Below are 19,708 nucleotides of genomic sequence, written 5' to 3'. Positions count from 1 at the left end.
AACATTTAAACGGTCTTTTTGGATGAATTGGATTGCGTAACCATGTCTTTTAGTTGCATATAACTTTTAATCGCTAAATGAGGAAGCAGAATTCGAAGTGGCATTTTTATTAGATGACCTCTCCAATACAAGATGAATTTCGCCAACCTCATGTCAATATTTTTAGTTGATGAGTGGTGAGGCTTAAATATATTTTTAAAACAAAAGTCCCAGAATATTTGCGATAATCGTGATTGATGCCTGATATTGAGTGATGAAATCGCGTTAGGGGCAATGGGCGTATTCAAAACCATCTTTGTATATCTCAGAGTCAAGCTAAGATAGTCAGCAAGTTCAAGTTCGTTTGCCCTGATTACTAGCTCGTTGACATAATTCTTATTAGTAGATGTGAAGTGTCGAATTAGCATGTCTAAATCTGACAAATCTCTCAGGCCATTATCAAATTCACTTTCTGTAAATAGATGAACAGAGCTGTGGATCACAGTATCTAACGGATTCAATGTTTGGACTTCGCCGAACCATTCATGATAAACCTTTCTAAACTCTAAGCGACTTGCATCAATAGTGTTTTTGTTAGTTAAAGGCAATATATTATGATGAACATCAAGTGTTGTCTGACGTGTAGCGTGTTTTAGAGGCGGAATTTCGTGCATCCATTCTCTGTAATATTTTTCGTCATAGTCGTCAATAGCAGTGGGGATCCAGCTGTGCTTTCGTAAGTGACTTTGTACTTGTGAAAGAACATTTTCATCAACCAATAAATCAATGTCTGACATTAACCTACCATTTGAACAAGGTAAGTCGGCAGCTTGGTAAGCTGCACCTTTTAAAAATATGGGTTTGACATTAATTTGACCCAGTGCCGAAGTCAGTTCGTCAATTTCTCGGAGCGCGTTTTTTTTTAGCCGGTCTGAAAGTCTATATGCTGACTCAAAATGCCAAAGGTATTTCTCTTCTATATTCTGAGTGAGCTTGTTAAAACTGAATAAATAATACAGCCGCCCTAAAAGGTTCGCCGCCCTTGCTTGCCTAATCAGTAACTCCCAGTCTTCTTCTGAAAGAGCGGTAACGCTAAATGGTGATATAAGGGTGGTTGTTAATAACGTCATTTATTCATTAATTAATTTATCGAAGGTAGCAATGGCATCATTCAAGTCGCTGTAAGAAAATTCATAGCAATCCACCTTATTTACCAAATCACACATAGCTGTAAATCCTTCAGTTCCCAACACATCATAATTAAAACTATTTTCAATTAGCATTGGAAGCGATTTGGAGTCGTCTAATTCTTTCATGCAAGATGGTGAGCCTACTTCATATTTTGGGAACACAACAAAATGGGCTTGCCCAGCTATTTTACTAGACTGTACACTTTCTTTAGAGGGCTTAAACAATGAAACTGTGCCTTTATGGGTATCTAGATGTAAACCACTGTTAATACTCTCTGGAATGAATTCTTTAATGACCTTAATAGAGTTGTTTTTAAGATTTATGGGGCGCGTAGAGGGATGAAGTTCACCATTTTTTAATGATATTAGCGCCAATTCATCTGAAAACAATCTCCAGCCTTTTCCCGCTAAAGCAGCACACAAGGTGCTTTTACCTGAACCTTGAGGGGCTGGAAAAATAATTGTTTTACCATTTTTTTCTAGCACTGCAGAATGTAAAATTAAATAGTGATGTGCATGATTCGCAATACACCAATTCATTCCCCATTCCAACATGGCATAAGCTTGTCTTAATGGAAGTGGCTTAAAAGGTTTTCTACCGTCAAAATAAAAGTCAACTTTAGGATATAACCAACGACGCAGATTGTAAGGGCGCCTTAGAACAATTTGAAAATCGCTAAATGTGGATGGAGGTAATAACGAATATTCAGAATATAAACTGTGTATCTCAGCGGCAACGTTTGAAATATCTGTGCGAAGTGAAAAGACAAAAGTTCCAATATTGAATTTTATACCTGACCTTAAGCGAGTCGCAAATTCGCTAAGAGTTAGAGAATTTACGAAAATACTACTTATGATATTTGCACAACAATATTGGAATCTAAAAATTGTTCGATAACACTTAACAATTCTTCAGAGCTCAATTGACTCTCTTGCTGAGAATTACAGAGTTCTTCCAATAAAAAGCAATCAAATTTCAAATTCTCAAGAATCCACTTATAACGTTTATCTAATACATATGTATTAGAATATTTTTCATCATACACCGAGAAACAATCATTAAGAGAGCTCATTAATACAAATGAGCTCAACTTATACTTTCGATTGGCCACTAGCCGAACTTACTTTAACAAGTAGCTAAAGCTTCTGTTGTACCGCAATGAGTTAGTTTAACAAAAGTAGCATGAATTTCAGCGTATGTAATCTCGCCCCTAGCGTAATAACCATAAAAGTCAACAATTTCTGCAGGAGTATATGGATAATTAAAATCATCGATTGAATTCAAATAAGCAGCTGCAGCAAATCTTTCAGGTTGATTAGTCCCGCCTGAGTCTTGAATCGCTTCTAAAAGAGTCTTTGGATAAGTAGCTGTATAGGCTGGAGGAGTAACTTGAGTGAAGATTGAACTAAATGGGGTGTTACTATTAACACCTAGTAGGTCATCAATTCTACCACCAGTGGGTTGACCGCCTTGCCAGTAACCGGGGCTCTTACCATTATAAGGGTCGATTTTTTCGGTAGGTTGTGAAAGATTACCTGATAAATTACCCGATACAGCTGATGCAGTATTCGCCCACACTGGGCGAGAAGACACCGCTGCAATGATAGGCGCTGCAATCGCTGCTCCTTTCACAAATTGACGTCGAGTTGTAGTTAATCCAAAATCTTGGACCAATTTGTTATTCTCGCCTTGAGTAGACATTATTTTCTCCGTTATAAACAAGTAACCAAACAATTCGAATATAGGTTATGAAGCCATAAATTTTGAACATTATTCATAAGCATAAATCGCGCCAAAATAAATGTATTTAAATAAAACAACAGGTTATGAAAAACAAAATAATTTTTTACTTGTAGATTGTAAAAAATACTGACAGTTTCTTTTCATTTTGGATGACTGCATTACCTTTAATTTTTATGATAAGTGTTTTTTTATGTGTTGTCTCATTTTATGCAACTAGGGCACAGTTAAAACAATTACGAACACTAAAAGTTAAATTGTAAATTAGATCACCCTAGATACAATTACTCAAGGCTAGGATCTCGGTATATGGATATATTGTCAGGTATTTTTACACAATTGGTTTTTAGTTATTTTTTTTGTCATGTATTTCAATGAGTTGCAGTCTGGCATAATTTATGCTATACATGAGGGATTAGTAAAAATAATTTAAATTAAGGAATTTTATGAGTCTTGATAATCCAAAAGGAATAGAATCTTCGGTTTCTAAAAATACCAAACAACGCCGTACGTTTTTGAAACGTACAGCAGCAGGTGCTGTGATTGCATCTATTCCGGGGCGTTCAGCTTGGGCTGGCATTGCAGGTTCAATAGTGGCTTCAGGCCATGGTTCTGATTTTAATGGTGGTGCTGCAACCATGCTACTTGATGCATGTCAGGTGGCTGATCGGATTACTGGTACCTTCTCCTCTTATTTTGGTTTTGGTGTAAGCCCAATTAATGGCACCGGTGACCTTAGTGCTGAATATATATTGCGAGATGGAGACCCCGATCCTAGCAATGTAAATGCTGCGATTTTAATCATGTTGTTTAACGCGGTAAACCACGGTTCACATGGGATCAATTACCCAGTATTATCTCAACACAACAACATTCCATCTAATTTTGCTGATTACTTATATACCCAAGCTTCTGCTGATCCAAGTGGTGTTGCGAGCTTGCTCTGGAGTACAATCGGTACTAATAGTTTGTCCGGATCTAGTGTCATTTGCCCAGCTATTTAATAAAAAATTTAGTGTTGAATAATTATTTACACAAAGGAGTACAAATGCACTCCTTTTCTGATCAATCTGGTTGTGTGTTTCTAGACGTACACTCCGGGGAAACATTAAGTGTTTTAATGTCAGAAGCTGACATTTTAAAAGTGCTGTCTGGTGAGATTATTTTAGATAAAAAAACCACGCAAAACATTGCAATTAGATCGCTCATCCAAAAAAATATTTTGTTACCCTTAGATTGTAAAAATACTGATGTCTGATAATTATTTTATCGATTTACATCCTTTTTCTTTTTCAGTTAATACGGCTCTTCCTCAAGTTATTCAGAACCTGTCTACTATATATGGTAGTCGTTTTAGAAAGCTGAGTACGGAAGTCGCAGATTATGAATTGTCGGTACAAAAGTCCTCTGGTATTCGTTCGTTTATCAAGCCTCAAGCGCGGTTTTTTTGCGATCAACAAGAGCCCTTTAAACCACTGAGTTTTCAAAAGGCTTATGCGTTTTTAGAGTGGGGAATGAACTGGACAGTTGCGGGTAATGAAGTACAACATGTGATTATTCATTCGGCTGTATTGGCAAAAGGTAATAAAGCCATTTTATTTCCTGCCCCCCCTGGCTCAGGAAAAAGCACACTGACCGCCTACTTGGCCCATAATGGCTGGCGGCTATTATCTGATGAAATGGCGCTCATCATTCCAAATACCCAAACAGTGGTACCTTTTGTAAGGCCCATTTGTTTGAAAAACCAATCTATCGATATTGCCAAGACGTTATTTCCTGATGGTAAGTTTTCGGATATTGCCAAAGATACCCATAAAGGGGACGTGATCCATCTTTCACCACCTGAATCCAGTTGGGAAAATCAAACGAACACTGCAGAGCTGGTGGGGGTGGTTTTTCCAAATTACCGTGCCAATCAAGATTTACAAATTTATCAACTGGATAAAACTCAAGCTTTTATGCAGTTAGTAGACAATGCTTTTAATTACAGTGTATTGAGAGAAACTGCTTTTAGTACTTTGACCAATGTTATTGAAAACGTGCAAACCTTTGAAATATTTCATAATGATTTAGCCCAAGTGGCCGCGTTTTTAGAGCAGGAAATAATAGATTTTGAATAAGCTGTCTGCTGACGATGTATGCCAGGCATTTATCGCACCAAAATCTACACTGGCGTTTACACCTAAACAATGGCAACAACTGGTGCTGATTTTACGTCATCAACAGTTATTGGCTTGCTATTCATCAACGTTTAAACAAGCAGGTATTTTTGAGCAAATTCCAAAGCAAACTCAACGACATTTTTTAAATGCTGATGTGCTTGCACAAAACCATAAAAAACAAGTGGTGTTTGAAGCTGCTGAACTAAAACGAGAGTTAGCTGACAAGCCACAATACCTGATTTTTTTGAAGGGGGCAGGATATACACTTTCAGGCGCACCAGTAGGTGATACTCGTATCTATAATGATATCGACATATTGGCTGATAAAAAATCCATCGATGCGATTGAAAAAAGACTATGTCTAATTGGTTGGTTGTCTGAAGAGTTAACCGAACACGATGAAAAATACTATCGAAAGTGGGCCCACGAAATCCCCCCCTTAAGACACGGCAAGCGTGGCACCATTGTTGATGTTCACCACAATATAGTACCGATTATTTCCGGTAGGCATCTAGATGCTGATAAATTTGCTACCAACACGGTCACCACTGAAGATGGTTTTCAAATTCTTTCTTTTGCAGCCATGACGTTGCATAGTCTGATACATTTGTTTTTTAATGAAGAGGTTAAAAAAGGTTACAGGGATCTGATTGATTTACATACATTAATAACCACAAACAATAATGAAGCGTTTTGGTTAGACCTTATTACTTTAGCTAAAGAAACGGATTTTGGTTTGGAGTTGTTCTTAGCTTGTCGATATACACAAAAAATATTGAAGACTGAGGTCCCTGAGTCTGTACAAAAAGAAATAAGTCAATTCTGCCCTTGGAATATAGCGTTTGTAGACTTTATCTACGAAAAGACCTTAAAACCTAATCACCCTTTGTGTAAGCCTAAATTTTTTGCACTCGCTGAGTTTGCTGTATTGATCCGAGGGCACTTTCAAAAAATGCCCTTGCATATCCTTATTTATCACTTGTTGTGTAAAGGCGGTGTATCAGTGATACAAAGCATCTTTGGTAAACACGTTTTTACAAAAGAGTTAGATCAACCTTAATCTACTTAATTGAGTGAGCGTTTTAACTCTGCTCTTTTTGCATGCAACAAAGGCTCAGTATAACCACTAGGTTGGTCCTTACCCTTGAATATCAGCTCTTGGGCGGCTTGAAAGGCTAGTGAGCTTTGGGTATCAGGTGTCATAGCAGTATATTCGGCATCCCCAGAATTTTGAGCGTCTACTAAGTTAGCCATGGTCTGCATAGAGTGCTCAACTTGTTCTGTTGTTATAACTTCATGCATCAGCCAGTTGGCGATATGTTGACTCGATATTCTCAATGTGGCTCTGTCTTCCATCAGTCCCACATTATTAATATCCGGCACCTTTGAACAACCTATACCCTGGTTTACCCATCGGACTACATAACCCAAGATCCCTTGCACATTATTATCCAGCTCACGTTGTATCTGTTCAGGTGATAATTTTTCGTCATTGAGTAATGGTATATCTAACATTTTTTCTAACAAATCATCTACTGGCGCAGTCATATTCATTCTTAAGTCGAATACGTTTTCCTGATGGTAATGCAGTGCATGTAATGTGGCTGCAGTAGGCGAGGGCACCCAAGCGGTGTTTGCCCCTGAGCGCACATGGGCGATTTTTGCCTGCATCATATCGGCCATGTTATCTGGGATGGGCCACATGCCTTTGCCAATTTGTGCCTTACCAGACAACCCTGAGTTCATGCCGGTCGCCACATTGGATTGTTCGTAGGCGTTTAACCAAGGTCTTGTTTTGATGGTGGCTTTGGTGGCAAACGCGCCTAGCTGCATAGAGGTGTGTATTTCATCCCCTGTACGGTCTAAGAAGCCTGTGTTGATAAATACCACTCTGTCCCTTGCTGCTTGTATACAGGCTTTTAAATTCAGACTGGTGCGTCTCTCTTCATCCATCAGGCCTATTTTTAGGCTATGGCTGGGTAAACTGAGCACAGATTCAATTTTAGAAAATAACAAATCGGCAAAAGCGACTTCTTCTGGTCCATGCATTTTTGGTTTGACTATATAAATACTGCCTGCCTGACTATTTTTGAATAGACCATTACCCAGTAAGTCATGTTTGGATATTAAACTGGTAACAAGGGCATCCATGATCCCTTCGTAAATAGGTTTGTCATCAAACAGAATGGCGTCTGTTGTCATCAAGTGGCCAACATTACGAATAAACATCAAGCTTCTGCCTGACAGACTCAATGTTTCTCCTGCTGCTGATACATATTGTCTATCTGGATTTAAGCTACGTGTTATTTGTTTGCTGCCGCTGGTTATTGTAGCGGTTAAATCGCCCTTAATGAGCCCTAACCAGTTTTTGTACACTAAGGTTTTATCTGCTGCGTCTACCGCCGCAACAGAATCTTCGCAGTCCATAATGGTGGTTAATGCTGATTCTAAAAATATATCTTTGATGTGCGCCGTATCTTGCTGGCCAATCACGCTCTGTTGATCAAATTGAATTTCGGCATGAATGTTATTGTGTTTAATCAGAATACAGATAGGTTGTTCAATGGTGCCTTGGAAGCCGGCAAACTGCGAAGGTGTTTTCAATCCTACGACGGTATCGTCAACCAAAGTGACTAATAGCTTACCGTTATCAATCACATATTTTTTACTCTGAATATGGCTGCCAGTTTGAAGTGGTGCAATGATGTCTAACCATTTTCTGGCATAGTCGATGACTTTTTGCCCTCTATCCGCGTCGTAACCTTTGGTTTTACTGCTAGCGGTTTGCTCAATTATATCCGAGCCATAAAGCGCGTCATACAGACTGCCCCATCTAGCATTCGCTGCATTTAAGGCGAATCTAGCATTGTTAATGGGAACAACTAGCTGAGGACCAGCCATAGTGGCAATTTCAGGATCGATCTTTGTGGTGTTAATTTGAAAATCATCGGGATTAGCTTGCAAATAGCCAATGTCAGTAAGAAAGGTTTTGTACTCTTGCACATTAATAGATTGTCTTGGGCTGCAATATTGATCGATTTGCTGTTGCAGGCTGACTCTTTTTTCCAAAAGGCTTTGATTGATAGACAAAAGTTCCGGTAGAGCGTTTGCGAACTTTGCCCAAAGATCATCAGCTGTTAACTCCACACCGGGTAAAACATCTTGTGTAATAAACTGGTCTAGCTTTTTGGCAACCTTTAAGCGGCCTTTTTGAACGTATTCAACTTGTGTGGTTGGCGTGAGTTGCATATTTCACTCTTTGGTAATTCACAATTGACTCAGTTTACCTTGTTAGTATTATACGTATTAATTTATGTAGGTTATTCTTTCCATTCACACAGAAAATTAATGTTATGTATTGGTCAGTTCTGCACCCACCTCGCCAATCAATCTTCTCAGCCAAATATGTCCAGCATCGTGTTGCAGCAAAGCACTCCATGCCATTTTTAATGCAATGGGAGGAATATCAAATGGAGGTTCGAGTATTTCGACCTCTGGATCATCTTTATACATATTGGCCGCTCTACTGGGTAAGGTTGCGATCAAATTTTGTGCTTTGGCTAATTGTAAGGCGACGTGATAATGACGAGTAAACACCCGTATATCCCGTTGTTTACCAATTTTTGTCAACTCAGCATCCACCCAACCCAATTTTTGTACCTCTTTAGGATCCATACCCACGCCGACCCCAAAGCCGGTTTTACTGACCCATATATGTTTGTTGTCTAAATACTGTTCCAGATTAAAATTATGCACTATTGGATTGTGGCTATTCACCACACAAGAGAATGTGTCATACCACACCACTTTTTGATGAAACGATAGAGGTAATTCTTCAAACCGATTGATCGCCATATCAACCCTACCTTGCTCTACATCATGAAAGGTCACGTCGCTGGGGGTGATTAAATCAAGGGTAACATTTGGTGCTTGTTTAATTAGCCTGCCGATGACCTCCATTAATAAGGTCGATTCTGCGTAATCGCTAGCCATTATTCTAAATGTACGTTCACTTTTAAGTGGGCTAAAATCAGTTTCAGGTTGGATCGTTGTTTCAAGTTTAGACAGTACATCTCGGATAATGGGTTTTAATTCTAAGGCACGTTTGGTAGGGGTCATGCCGTCACTGGTGCGCACCAGTAATGGGTCTTTGAATAAGTCTCTGAGTCTTCTCAAGCCATTGCTCATTGCCGGCTGAGTAATACTTAATTGGTTTGCCGCTTTAGTCACACTGCCTTCCCTCAGCAATACATCTAAATAAACCAATAAGTTTAAATCTACCTTAGCAATATTCATGGTTGTTATCTCATTGTGAAAATTAATATCATATTAGAATATTATCAGGATTAGATATCTTTTACAGATATTAAACTATTGTTAAAAAACAGTTGTTTATAGTTTATTTGAAAGGACTTGTGAATTGAATGATGTTAGTAAGTCATTACTGATATTGATTTGTTGAATGATATCGATAGCTCACAGCAGATACTGCAAGCTATCGTATTTAGAACGATATTCGGCTTAGAACGATATTCGGCTTAGAACGTTATGCCGCGTCGAACTGATTCATAGTATTGTCTTCGCCAGAGGCTTTAAGGGCTTGTTCACCAGAGAAGTATTCTTTATGGTCATCACCCATATTAGAGCCAGCCATCGCTTGGTGTTTAACACATGCAAGGCCTTGTCTAATTTCTCTACGCTGCACACCTTTAACATATGCCAACATACCTTGGTCACCAAAATAACCTTTGGCTAGATCATCGGTAGACAATGCCGCTGTATGATAAGTAGGTAAGGTTATAAGGTGATGGAAAATACCTGCTTCTCTCGCTGCATCTGCCTGGAAGGTTCTAATTTTTTCATCCGCTTCAAGGGCCAAATCTGTGTCGTCATATTTAACTGACATCAATTCGTCTCTAGTATATTGGCTTAAGTCTTTACCCGCTTCTGACCAGATATCAAATATTTGCTGACGGAAATTCAAGGTCCAGTTGAATGAGGGTGAATTGTTGTATACCAACTTCGCGTTAGGAATTTCCTTTCTAATGGCACGAACCATATCGCCAATTTGGCCAACATGTGGTTTTTCTGTTTCAATCCATAATAAATCGGCACCATTTTGTAATGAGGTTATGCAGTCAAGCACAACGCGATCGATACCGGTGTTTTCCTGAAACTTGTATAATCCATTAGGTAAGCGTACCGGTTTTACAAGTTTACCGTTTTGTTTAAGAACAGAGTCGCCATCTACCAGATCATCGATTGATGTGACTTCGCTGGCATCAAGAAATGCATTGTACTGAGCCGCCAAATCACCTGGCTTTTGTGATACAGGTATTTTTTGAGTCAGTCCTGCGCCTAGTGAGTCGGTACGTGCAACTATCACCCCATCATCAACACCGAGCTCTAAAAATGCATAACGTACTGCGTTGATTTTGGCCAAAAAGTCTTCATGTGGCACTGTGACTTTACCATCCTGATGACCACACTGTTTAGCGTCAGATACTTGGTTTTCTATCTGTATACAGCATGCGCCGGCTTCAATCAGTTTTTTAGCCAGCAAGTAGGTGGCTTCTTCATTACCGAATCCTGCATCAATATCTGCAATAATTGGCACTACATGAGTTTCATAATTATCAATAGACTCTTGAATTCCGGCAGTATCGCTACCGTTTTGTTTGGCGTCATCTAATTGTCTAAACAGATCACCCAATTCACGGGCATCCGCTTGACGTAAGAAGGTATAGAGTTCTTCTATTAATAATGCTACCGAGGTTTTTTCGTGCATTGACTGGTCGGGAAGAGGACCAAACTCTGAACGTAACGCCGCAACCATCCAGCCAGACAAGTACAAATAACTTTTATCCGTGGTACCTTGATGTTTTTTTACAGACAACATTTTTTGTTGTCCAATAAAGCCATGCCAGCAGCCTAATGATTGCGTATATTGGCTTGAGTCAGCATCATATTCTTGCATGTCTTTACGCATAATAGCTGCGGTATATTTTGCAATATCCAACCCAGTCTTAAAGCGATTTTGTGCTTTCATACGAGCAGCGTAATCTGGGTTAATTGCGTTCCAAGCACCTGCTTTGGTTGATCTTAGTTCTGCAATCTGTTTAACATCATTTTGATATTGTGACATTTGAATATTCCTATAAAAGTAAGGTAAAAAATAAAACAACCGATAACGTGTTGTGGGCTGCTGTTGTTAATCATCCTATATAGTTAAGGTGTATATTTATAATCTATATAATGTATTCTTATCATAGTTTGTGTGAATGTTAGTGTTGAGACGCAAATACGTTTAATAGGTAATTGTGTTTTGATGTGTCTACTGTTGATAGTGTTTGCAGGTGTAATATGACCTGTCTTTTATTTTAAACAATTAACCAGAGAGCGTGTATGTCAGAGTTAATGTCTTCAATTGATCAACGCACCAAACTTGTCGGTGAAAACAGACTCGAGTTGCTTATGTTTAAATTGGGCTCTCGGCACACTTTTGCGTTAAATGTATTCAAGATCAGAGAAGTCATTACCGTGCCTTTAATGAGTCAAATGCCCGGTTCTCACCAAAATCTCAAAGGTGTGACTAATTATAGAGGCGCTTCTATTCCTGTTATTGATCTGCGTGCAGCAGTAAAAATTACCGCTAATGAAGACACGTATGAAGCGGTCAATGTGATCATCACAGAATATAATCGAAGTGTTCAAGGGTTCTTGATTGGTGATGTCATGCGTATTATCAACACTTCATGGAGTGATATACAGCCCCCACCTTCAACGGCCGGTAAAAACAACTATTTAACTGCCATTACCCAAGTAGAAATTGATGATAAAAATGAATTGGTTGAAATTATTGATGTAGAAAAAGTGTTATCCGAAATTATTGAGTATGACACGACTATCTCTGAAGATGTTTTGGACCAAGAGGTTGCTGCTCATCTCAAGGGTAAAAAAATATTGATAGTGGATGACTCATCCACAGCACGTTGGCAAATAAGAGAAACACTTACCCAGTTGGGCATTGAAATTATTGAAGAAAAAGATGGCTTAAAAGCGTTGAATCTTTTAAAGAGTTGGGCTGATGCAGGGAAAACAGTGACTGACGAAATTATGATGATGTTTACCGACGCAGAGATGCCTGCAATGGACGGCTACCGACTGACCGCAGAAGTGAGACAAGATCCCCGTATGAATAATCTTTTTATCGCACTGAACACATCCTTAAGTGGTAGCTTTAATGATGCAATGGTAGAAAAGGTCGGCTGTAACCGCTTTATTTCTAAGTTTCAACCAGACTTGTTAGTCGACGTTGTACAACAGAGAATGCGCGAGATACTAGACCCTGAAAGTTGATATATTAATCAAATGTTTCACCGTCATATTTTGTTCATCTAAGTCATTTATACTGTATTTAAGCTGAACATCCTCTTATTACCTAGCGTATAATTCACGCGTATTTTTATTTACCTTTCATCATTGGAGACCAGATGAAGCCAATTGCTACTCTTTTATTCGCCGTCTTATGTCAATCTGCATTAGCTACTGATTCACCTGAAAATATTAATTCACCCAAAAATATTATCATGATTGTAGGTGACGGTATGGGTCCATCCTATACCACGGCCTATCGTATGTTCGCAGACGATCCTAGTACTGCTGAAGTCGAAGAAACAGTGTTTGATCGATTATTAGTCGGCATGGCCAGCACACATCCTGATATGGACACCGGTTATGTGACTGATTCAGCCGCGGGTGCCACTGCATTGTCTACGGGTGTGAAGACCTATAACGGTGCGATTGGTGTAGATGCCAACAAGAAGCCTGTTCAAACAGTATTAGAGCTGGCCAAAATGCAAGGGCGTAAAACGGGTATCGCTGTGACTTCACAGATTAATCACGCCACGCCTGCAAGTTTTGGTGCTCATAATGAGAGCCGTCAAAATTATAATCAAATAGCCGACAGTTATTTCGATGCAAAAACCAATGGTCAGTTTGTTCTAGATGTGATGTTAGGTGGCGGCTGGAAGTATTTTATTCGAGATGATCGTAATTTGGTTGCTCAATTTAAAGCGGCGGGTTATCAATATGTGGATAAGTTAACTCAGCTAGACACGGTGAAAGCGGGCACTCCTTTACTGGGCTTATTTGCAGATTCAGGTATGCCTTGGGCGCTAGACAGTGCCAATCAGATGCGACTTCCAACATTAGCAAAAGCCGCAATCCGTCAGTTAGAGAATGATCAAGGTTACTTTTTACTTATCGAAGCAAGCCAAGTCGACTGGGCAGGGCACGGTAATGATATTGGCTCTGCAATGGCTGAAATGCATGACCTTGCGGTTACCCTCGAATGGCTAGAGCAATACCTTGTAAAAAATCCTGACACATTGATGGTATTGACTGCCGATCATAGTACCGGCGGGTTAAGTATAGGTGCTAATAACGATTATAGTTGGAGCCCCAAGTGGCTGAAAAACCTAAAGGTATCACCAGCTATGATTGGCACCCAATTAATTACTGCTAAAGACAGAGGTGCTCTGGCATCCGATTTATTGGGATTCGAGCTGAGCACAGATGAAGTATCCAGCATAAGCGCGATTGAGTCTGATAAACCTAGACCATTTCATAACGCTATTTCTAAGATTTTAGATAACCGTTCAAATACGGGCTGGACAACCACAGGACATACTGGTGTTGACGTACAAATATTTGCTAAAGGATTGGGCAGTGAGCGCTTTCGAGGTCATATGGACAACACTCGTATTGCACAAACTGTGTTTGAATTATTAAAAGACAACAAGTAAAACTTTTTATAATTTTTTTCTAGCTGGCACTTCTCGACAGGTGCCAGTTATACCAATTACTCATGGCGATGATTAATAACCAGTCAATTCAATAAAACCTACTCCTGAATGGGAGCCTGAAATCACTGTCCCTCCTTCGTAGTATGAAAATATCCCTGGGTTCCACTGTTTAGTTTGCATGGGCGCGATCTGAATGTCGATTTGATGCTTGGGCAATTGAATCGACCAGTACAAGGGTAACAAACGTCCTTCAACTTTATCGCGCTTAGTCACTTGTCCTTGAATATCATGCTCAGTCAAATGCACCACTTCCCCATTTGTAGTGACTAACGTGCCTGACCAGAAGTCTTTTGCTTGCTCGTGACGCATATTAAACAACATCAACTTAGCACCATCGTCAAAGTGAATAGAAAACCAATCCCAGCCTTGTGCAAGTGGACTTAGATATTGAGAGGTCCATTCATGATCAAACCAAGCATTGCCTGATACCTCTACTTTTCCGGTTGGCAGTTCAATCTCCCCAGAGACTTGAATATGTGGCTGGCTATAATAGTATGACGCTTGTTCTGAGTCTCTGAGCTTACGACTAAAACCTTGCTCCCCATGTTTTACAAAAGGTTTGTCTGCTGTAAAGTCCAAATTAACCCTAATCTGGGTATTAATAGTGAATTCAAGGGTCGAGGGGAACATCTGTGATGACTTTGCAAGCCATTGCCAATCATCAATAAATGCATTGAATGGGGTAGTGGATATACCCGCATTACCCACGCCACCGCGAGCAAAACGTTCTTCAAACCAAGCCTGTTTACCGTCTCTTAAACCCACATGCCCCATATATTGCTGAGCATTCGCCCAAGGTGTGCTTTGAGTATCACTGGCAAAGCGAAACAAAGTCCATTGTAATGCGTAGGGGTTATGTTGTTTGTCAGTTAGATTAGCGGTGATATACCACCATTCCACTGCAAACTCAGGGTGACTGTTATGATCAAATGGAAAAGTAATCTTGTATCCTGGGACTACCTTAGGGAAGGTTTTGTTAGAGGTGTTTGCTTCATCATTATTTGATGGTGTTTGATGCTCTATTGAATACCGACTTAAGCTATCAAACATAGTGTCTCTTTGTTGCACTTCATCGTCATCAGCGCTTTTATTATTACTATCATCAGAATATTTAGAGCAAGCTACGATACCTGTTGCTAATATCAACAACAGTAGATATTTGACTAGAAACTCAAACACTTTATATCCTCAACTAATTTGCGACGACTTAATCTGTATAAAGGTAGGGCTACCACTATTACAATCAACATAACACTCATCACTCCAGCCGAAAAAAGTTTCGAGGGTGTAATCAGTATGGGATAACTCCAACTAAATGCCTGTACGTTAATTAAGTTGATCAACAGCCAAGTTAAGCCGATGCCAAAAGGCAGTGCCACTAAAAAAGCCAGTAAACTGAGCAGGGTATATTGTATAAGCGATAAACCGGTCATCTGATAATTACCGACCCCCATGCTTCTTAATAACGCCCTTTGAGGTCGATTATCCATATCAATCATCAGCACTGAAGTGGCTAAAGACAGGGCTGCTACTAATAAAGTGACTATGTTTAACCCATCGGTAATCACAAAGGTACGTTCAAACGTTTGCATCGACAACGCCATTAACTCGTGAGTTTGTATTGATCTGACTTGGTTTGATATCGAGGCAGATGCCAGTTGATTGACAAATAAATTTTGTTGCTGCTTGGATACAAAGTGCAAAGCAAATAATGTGGTGTTGGCGTTATATTTGGCGAAATGCTCTAAAGGTAACAGAGCCTGAGCACTTTGATTGCCGTAATCGTAATAGATGCCGACTATTTGTTTCGTTTCTGGCTGAGCTGACTCAACTTGAAAACTTAAGGTTTCACCCAGTGTTAATCCATGGCGTAATGCCAATTGTTGATTCACTAACACGCCTTGACCGGAAGTGAATATTTGCCAAACATCCTCTTGCTGATCAGCAAACAACATCGCTTCTTGATACAGATTACTACTGGGATATGATCTCAGCTCTAGGGTTGTTCGATGTTGGGGTTTACTCACTGGTTTATTTAGGAGAACAGCATCAAGGCCTTTTCGCTCGATGACTTGCATATCTATGTCTTGGGTAGCTAGCCATTGGGTAAACACCTTGGGTGATTGGGTTGAAATATATTGATCAGCTACTAAGCGCTGACCTAACCATTGCTGTGTGGCTTGACGAAAGCTATCCACCATCAAATTCATACCAATATTACTGGTGAGGGCTATAAAAAAAGCACAACAGGCAATTTTACTCTTTTGTGATAAACGTACACCGTCCGCAGCCAACCAGCGAAATAATACCCATTGCTCTGGCAAACAGTGGAACAGTGTATTTAGGCTCTTGGGTAGGGCATAAATAAGCAAGCTGCAACCGGCAAAAATACTCATTGCGATGGCGCTAAAACTCATCAACATATTGATAGAGTAAAAGCCTAACCCTAGGGCAACACAGCCCAATACAATGCAGGCATACAACCATGACCTATGGCTTGTGTTCACCGTGACGTTTAAATTGCGTAAAGCCAACTTAGAATTTAATTGCCACATTGGTAAAATGGCCGCTGAAAATGCCCCCAAAATACAGGCAGCAAAACACTGGGCAATTAAGGTGACATAAGCGACCTGTGTGTAACTTATTCTCACATCAAATAGGCTTTGTAAGGTAAGTGACACTTGTGGTGAGGCCAATTGAGCTAAAAATATTCCAGAGATAGCTCCAAGCGGCGCGCACAATAAGCTGATGAATACTAATTCGGCACCTTGGGCCCAATATATTTGTTTTCTTGATACACCCAACTGTCGAAGGATCCGTAAATTTTGCCAGCGTTTCATTATCAACAAATGTAAGGCGTTCATGACGACAAACATACACACAACAAACATTAAACATGCCATAGCCAACAAGTTAAGATGAAAACTGCCAGTGAGCTGCTGTGCTTGCTCGCCAGTATTGATGTTTTCAAGACGCAGGTGGTCGGGCAATGCGGTCCTTAGCTCACTAGTGCTCACATCATTTGTCTCACCCACTACCAAAAGTTCACTGATTTTATCCGTGCCTAAGACCTGTTGTAATTGCCCGATATCCATGACGATCTCTCGTCCTAAACCGTTGATCTTTGTCACCGTCAGTTTTGGTAATAACGGGGTGTTTTCAAGAGGTAATATTTGCCCACTAATAAGGTTTAACTCTGTCGCAAAATCTGGATGGATCACACTAGCGTAAGGAGGACGCCATAATTGACCTAGTTCATCTGATACCGCTTCAGAACTATTTTGCTCGAGCTTTAGCCCGTTACTAGCGGAATAATTGATAACCGAAAATGTGTCTATGCCCAGTAAGGATATTTGTAGAGATCCACCTGTTATGGGATGCACAATATGCTGTGAAGTACGTAACACTGGGATAAGTTGTGAGAAACCCAAACGACGAAGTGAAGCAAAATCCTCTTTGCTCAAGGCGTGTCCACTTCTGGCAATAATACGTTGTTCGACTTGTTGTAAAAATGGCTGACTAGCAGACGCATAGCTGTTTTTTGCGGCGCTATTGATCACCAGAACAGCACTGAGGCCAGCACAAGCGGTGACTAACGCAATAAACACCAGTGCCAAGCGTAAAGTATTGTGTTGGTAACTTGCCCAAATAAGTTTGAGTAAAGGTGCCATGGTTAGGCTGATACAAAGTTTGAGGTCTGATTAGGAGTGTTGAGCAGCCGTCCTTGTTGCAACAGTAACCGGGTATCAGCAAAAGCAGCGACCTTCGGGCTATGTGTCACAACCACTAAGGTTAGACCTAGTTTCTTGCATAACCCAAATAATAATTCACTCACATTTTGGCTGTTATTATCGTCTAGGTTTCCAGTAGGTTCATCGGCTAATACTAAGCTGGGTTGATGGGATAAGGCGCGAGCAATGGCCACCCTTTGTTGCTCCCCACCTGATAAATTAACCGGTAGTTTGTGTTTGTGTGAGCTTAATCCCAACTGCTCTAATAAATCATTGTGGTATGTGCCGATGGATAAACCATTAAGTCTGGCTGGGAAAGTAATGTTGTCCCACACCGATAAACAGTCAATTAAATTAAACTGCTGAAAAACGATGCCTAAGTGTTTTTTCCGAAACTGATCTGCTTGAGTTTCACTCATTGAATTGAGTGTCAAACCCGCGACCTTCACTACACCCTTATCAGCGTTATCTAAAGCCGCAAGAATATGGAGTAAAGTTGACTTGCCCGAACCCGAGTCCCCACCGATGGCGACAGATTGTTGCTCTCCAAGGTGAAAATCGAGTTTGTCTAAGATACATTTGTGCGAATAACCATCAGTAATTTGTTTGACTAAGCCGCTAACTTCAATCATCTGTGTCTTATTATGTCGCTATGAAAGTTCTGAAAGTTATTAACAATACGCTAAAACAGTGTATTAGTTCTAAACGTCCGCCAAAAAGTTCTCTAGATCTTCACCCGTCAGTTTTTTAATCTGTGAAAATATATACCACAGCGCCGTTATCAGCATTAACATGCTTGGGATCACAATCACGGGATAACTCAAGGCCGTCATTCTGCCCAACTCTTCGGTGTATTCAGAGGTACCAGGAGCGCTGACTAATATCACTTTAGCCAAAATGTAATTTAGCGCAGCAGACAAGAAAAAAGAACCGGCGACAATATAGGAGCTAATTGCCATTTTTTTCTCAAATAAGCCACTGGTGCCAGAGTTTTCTAAAGATTGATTGAGGTTTTGCCAATTAATGATTTGTTCGCTTAGCACAAACACCTTCAATAACGGCTTACTGGTTCTCTGTGTGATCAGCACCGCAATGCCAATAATAGCGGGGATAGTGGCTTCTTTAATCGCAATATATTCGGCAGGTAGTTCTAACAAACTTATACCGCCAGTTAAGAAAACACTGACGATACCCAATACTGAAAAGGGGTTTATTTTGGCTGTTTGTTTCAGATCCCAAATGCCAAACCCAATAGGAAATATTAGCGCAGCTACAATACTCCAGGCTGGCCCCAAATATTCGTCACTGCTGAGATTGGTTAAAATCACCACAGGGATAATAATATTAAAGGCTAGATTACCTAGCAGGCCTGTTTTTTTTTGTGGATTAGGATCTGACATTGATTACCCGTTGTTATGCATATTGTTGCTTGTGAGCATTATATTCGTATTCACTGCTTAGGGCGAAGGTTTTGCCCATAATTTTGCACCTGCTAATCCAGCAATAAAACCAAACAAGTGAGATTCCCAAGAGACAAAGGGGGTAGTAGGCAAAATGCTGAAAATTAAACCACCATAAAAAAATGCAACTAATACAGAGATGAGCATAAGTTTAAACTTTCCGCTTAAAAATCCCGCTAAAACTAAATATCCAAAGTAGCCATAAATCACTCCGCTTGCACCGATATGGGTTGCTGGCCTGCCAAATAACCACACCAAAAAGCCTGTTATTAATATTATCCAAATGGTTAATTGTATATAGCGCTTAAAGCCATATTGCAACAATAGATAGCTGAAAATACATAAGGGTATGATATTCGAAAAATAGTGCTGCAAACTACCATGTAAAAACGGACCTAACACAATGCCTCTAAGGCCTGGTACATAGCGTGGGATCGTACCGAGTTGATTGAGCACTCTTCCTGTCAGCAAGTTAATTATTTCGATCGCACTAATCAACAAAAATATCACCAGTACAAAGCGAATCTGTTGTTTGGTATTCGAAACTCTAGCGATTGAATGGGTCATTGAAATAAACT

Annotated in this window: 17 protein-coding genes; 6 read left to right on the top strand and 11 right to left on the bottom strand. The window is 40.0% G+C overall.

What is annotated here, in order from left to right; translation table 11 throughout:
* Positions 1–5: 5 nt before the first annotated feature.
* The 3 genes from CXF95_RS28910 to CXF95_RS28895 form a co-directional block, all read right to left on the bottom strand.
* The gene (locus tag CXF95_RS28910; RefSeq protein WP_101201833.1) at positions 6–1,109 is read right to left on the bottom strand and encodes a nucleotidyltransferase family protein; all 1,104 of its coding nucleotides are present in this window, start codon (positions 1,107–1,109) and stop codon (positions 6–8) included.
* Entirely contained in the window at positions 1,110–1,949 is an 840-nt protein-coding gene (locus CXF95_RS28905; RefSeq protein WP_255418974.1) for an HprK-related kinase A, read from the bottom strand.
* A gap of 346 nt (positions 1,950–2,295) precedes the next feature.
* Complete coding sequence (locus CXF95_RS28895) at positions 2,296–2,871, bottom strand: hypothetical protein (protein WP_101201830.1); 576 nt, start codon at positions 2,869–2,871, stop codon at positions 2,296–2,298.
* Positions 2,872–3,356: 485 nt separating this feature from the next.
* On the opposite strand from CXF95_RS28895, the gene CXF95_RS30190 reads away from it, so the two are divergent.
* From CXF95_RS30190 to CXF95_RS28875, 4 genes are read left to right on the top strand one after another with little or no spacing between them, the layout of a single operon-like run.
* Entirely contained in the window at positions 3,357–3,914 is a 558-nt protein-coding gene (locus tag CXF95_RS30190) for a hypothetical protein (protein WP_198556757.1), read from the top strand.
* Between the two features lie 44 nt (positions 3,915–3,958).
* Entirely contained in the window at positions 3,959–4,168 is a 210-nt protein-coding gene (locus tag CXF95_RS28885) for a hypothetical protein (protein WP_101201829.1), read from the top strand.
* Entirely contained in the window at positions 4,161–5,030 is an 870-nt protein-coding gene (locus tag CXF95_RS28880; RefSeq protein ID WP_101201828.1) for an HprK-related kinase A, read from the top strand. The genes CXF95_RS28885 and CXF95_RS28880 overlap by 8 nt, the downstream gene beginning before the upstream one ends.
* The gene (locus CXF95_RS28875) at positions 5,023–6,132 is read left to right on the top strand and encodes a nucleotidyltransferase family protein (protein WP_157828298.1); all 1,110 of its coding nucleotides are present in this window, start codon (positions 5,023–5,025) and stop codon (positions 6,130–6,132) included. The genes CXF95_RS28880 and CXF95_RS28875 overlap by 8 nt, the downstream gene beginning before the upstream one ends.
* Before the next feature lie 5 nt (positions 6,133–6,137).
* Here CXF95_RS28875 and CXF95_RS28870 read toward each other — a convergent pair whose 3' ends face one another.
* From CXF95_RS28870 to CXF95_RS28860, 3 genes are all read right to left on the bottom strand, one after another.
* On the bottom strand, positions 6,138–8,321 hold the full coding sequence (locus CXF95_RS28870) for a malate synthase G (RefSeq protein ID WP_101201826.1): 2,184 nt from the start codon (positions 8,319–8,321) through the stop codon (positions 6,138–6,140).
* A gap of 102 nt (positions 8,322–8,423) precedes the next feature.
* Positions 8,424–9,368: a LysR family transcriptional regulator gene (locus CXF95_RS28865; RefSeq protein ID WP_101201825.1), complete on the bottom strand. Its 945-nt coding sequence runs from the start codon at positions 9,366–9,368 to the stop codon at positions 8,424–8,426.
* Positions 9,369–9,618: 250 nt separating this feature from the next.
* Positions 9,619–11,217 (bottom strand): isocitrate lyase, encoded by a 1,599-nt coding sequence (locus CXF95_RS28860; RefSeq protein ID WP_101201824.1) that lies wholly within the window; start codon positions 11,215–11,217, stop codon positions 9,619–9,621.
* A gap of 260 nt (positions 11,218–11,477) precedes the next feature.
* Here CXF95_RS28860 and CXF95_RS28855 point away from each other — a divergent pair, with 260 nt between their 5' ends.
* Together CXF95_RS28855 and CXF95_RS28850 are read left to right on the top strand one after the other, a co-directional pair.
* Positions 11,478–12,431, top strand: coding sequence for a chemotaxis protein CheV (locus CXF95_RS28855; RefSeq protein ID WP_101201823.1), 954 nt, complete (start codon positions 11,478–11,480; stop codon positions 12,429–12,431).
* Positions 12,432–12,565: 134 nt separating this feature from the next.
* Entirely contained in the window at positions 12,566–13,879 is a 1,314-nt protein-coding gene (locus CXF95_RS28850; protein ID WP_101201822.1) for an alkaline phosphatase, read from the top strand.
* 72 nt (positions 13,880–13,951) lie between these two features.
* Here CXF95_RS28850 and CXF95_RS28845 read toward each other — a convergent pair whose 3' ends face one another.
* From CXF95_RS28845 to CXF95_RS28825, 5 genes are all read right to left on the bottom strand, one after another.
* Positions 13,952–15,118 (bottom strand): lipocalin-like domain-containing protein, encoded by a 1,167-nt coding sequence (locus CXF95_RS28845; protein ID WP_101201821.1) that lies wholly within the window; start codon positions 15,116–15,118, stop codon positions 13,952–13,954.
* The gene (locus CXF95_RS28840) at positions 15,103–17,610 is read right to left on the bottom strand and encodes an ABC transporter permease (protein WP_101201820.1); all 2,508 of its coding nucleotides are present in this window, start codon (positions 17,608–17,610) and stop codon (positions 15,103–15,105) included. The genes CXF95_RS28845 and CXF95_RS28840 overlap by 16 nt, the downstream gene beginning before the upstream one ends.
* A 2-nt stretch (positions 17,611–17,612) precedes the next feature.
* Positions 17,613–18,302, bottom strand: coding sequence for an ABC transporter ATP-binding protein (locus tag CXF95_RS28835; protein WP_101201819.1), 690 nt, complete (start codon positions 18,300–18,302; stop codon positions 17,613–17,615).
* Between the two features lie 69 nt (positions 18,303–18,371).
* Positions 18,372–19,070, bottom strand: a complete 699-nt coding sequence (locus CXF95_RS28830) for a VC0807 family protein (RefSeq protein ID WP_101201818.1) — start codon at positions 19,068–19,070, stop codon at positions 18,372–18,374.
* A gap of 57 nt (positions 19,071–19,127) precedes the next feature.
* A complete protein-coding gene (locus CXF95_RS28825) occupies positions 19,128–19,697 on the bottom strand; it encodes a rhomboid family intramembrane serine protease (protein WP_101201817.1) in 570 nt (189 codons plus the stop codon).
* Positions 19,698–19,708 lie beyond the last annotated feature (11 nt).

Source organism: Paraglaciecola sp. MB-3u-78, from assembly GCF_002835935.1.
GTDB lineage: Bacteria > Pseudomonadota > Gammaproteobacteria > Enterobacterales > Alteromonadaceae > Paraglaciecola.
The sequence above is the reverse complement of the archived record's forward strand: the minus strand, read 5'-3'. Positions and strand labels throughout refer to the sequence as shown.

Excerpts from the sequence above, each read along its gene's own strand:
- CXF95_RS28910 (WP_101201833.1), bottom strand. The coding sequence starts at position 1,109 with ATGACGTTATTAACAACCACCCTTATATCACCATTTAGCGTTACCGCT.
- CXF95_RS28895 (WP_101201830.1), bottom strand. The coding sequence starts at position 2,871 with ATGTCTACTCAAGGCGAGAATAACAAATTGGTCCAAGATTTTGGATTA.
- CXF95_RS30190 (WP_198556757.1), top strand. The coding sequence starts at position 3,357 with ATGAGTCTTGATAATCCAAAAGGAATAGAATCTTCGGTTTCTAAAAAT.
- CXF95_RS28885 (WP_101201829.1), top strand. The coding sequence starts at position 3,959 with ATGCACTCCTTTTCTGATCAATCTGGTTGTGTGTTTCTAGACGTACAC.
- CXF95_RS28880 (WP_101201828.1), top strand. The coding sequence starts at position 4,161 with ATGTCTGATAATTATTTTATCGATTTACATCCTTTTTCTTTTTCAGTT.
- CXF95_RS28870 (WP_101201826.1), bottom strand. The coding sequence starts at position 8,321 with ATGCAACTCACGCCAACCACACAAGTTGAATACGTTCAAAAAGGCCGC.
- CXF95_RS28865 (WP_101201825.1), bottom strand. The coding sequence starts at position 9,368 with ATGAATATTGCTAAGGTAGATTTAAACTTATTGGTTTATTTAGATGTA.
- CXF95_RS28860 (WP_101201824.1), bottom strand. The coding sequence starts at position 11,217 with ATGTCACAATATCAAAATGATGTTAAACAGATTGCAGAACTAAGATCA.
- CXF95_RS28855 (WP_101201823.1), top strand. The coding sequence starts at position 11,478 with ATGTCAGAGTTAATGTCTTCAATTGATCAACGCACCAAACTTGTCGGT.
- CXF95_RS28850 (WP_101201822.1), top strand. The coding sequence starts at position 12,566 with ATGAAGCCAATTGCTACTCTTTTATTCGCCGTCTTATGTCAATCTGCA.
- CXF95_RS28840 (WP_101201820.1), bottom strand. The coding sequence starts at position 17,610 with ATGGCACCTTTACTCAAACTTATTTGGGCAAGTTACCAACACAATACT.
- CXF95_RS28835 (WP_101201819.1), bottom strand. The coding sequence starts at position 18,302 with ATGATTGAAGTTAGCGGCTTAGTCAAACAAATTACTGATGGTTATTCG.
- CXF95_RS28830 (WP_101201818.1), bottom strand. The coding sequence starts at position 19,070 with ATGTCAGATCCTAATCCACAAAAAAAAACAGGCCTGCTAGGTAATCTA.
- CXF95_RS28825 (WP_101201817.1), bottom strand. The coding sequence starts at position 19,697 with ATGACCCATTCAATCGCTAGAGTTTCGAATACCAAACAACAGATTCGC.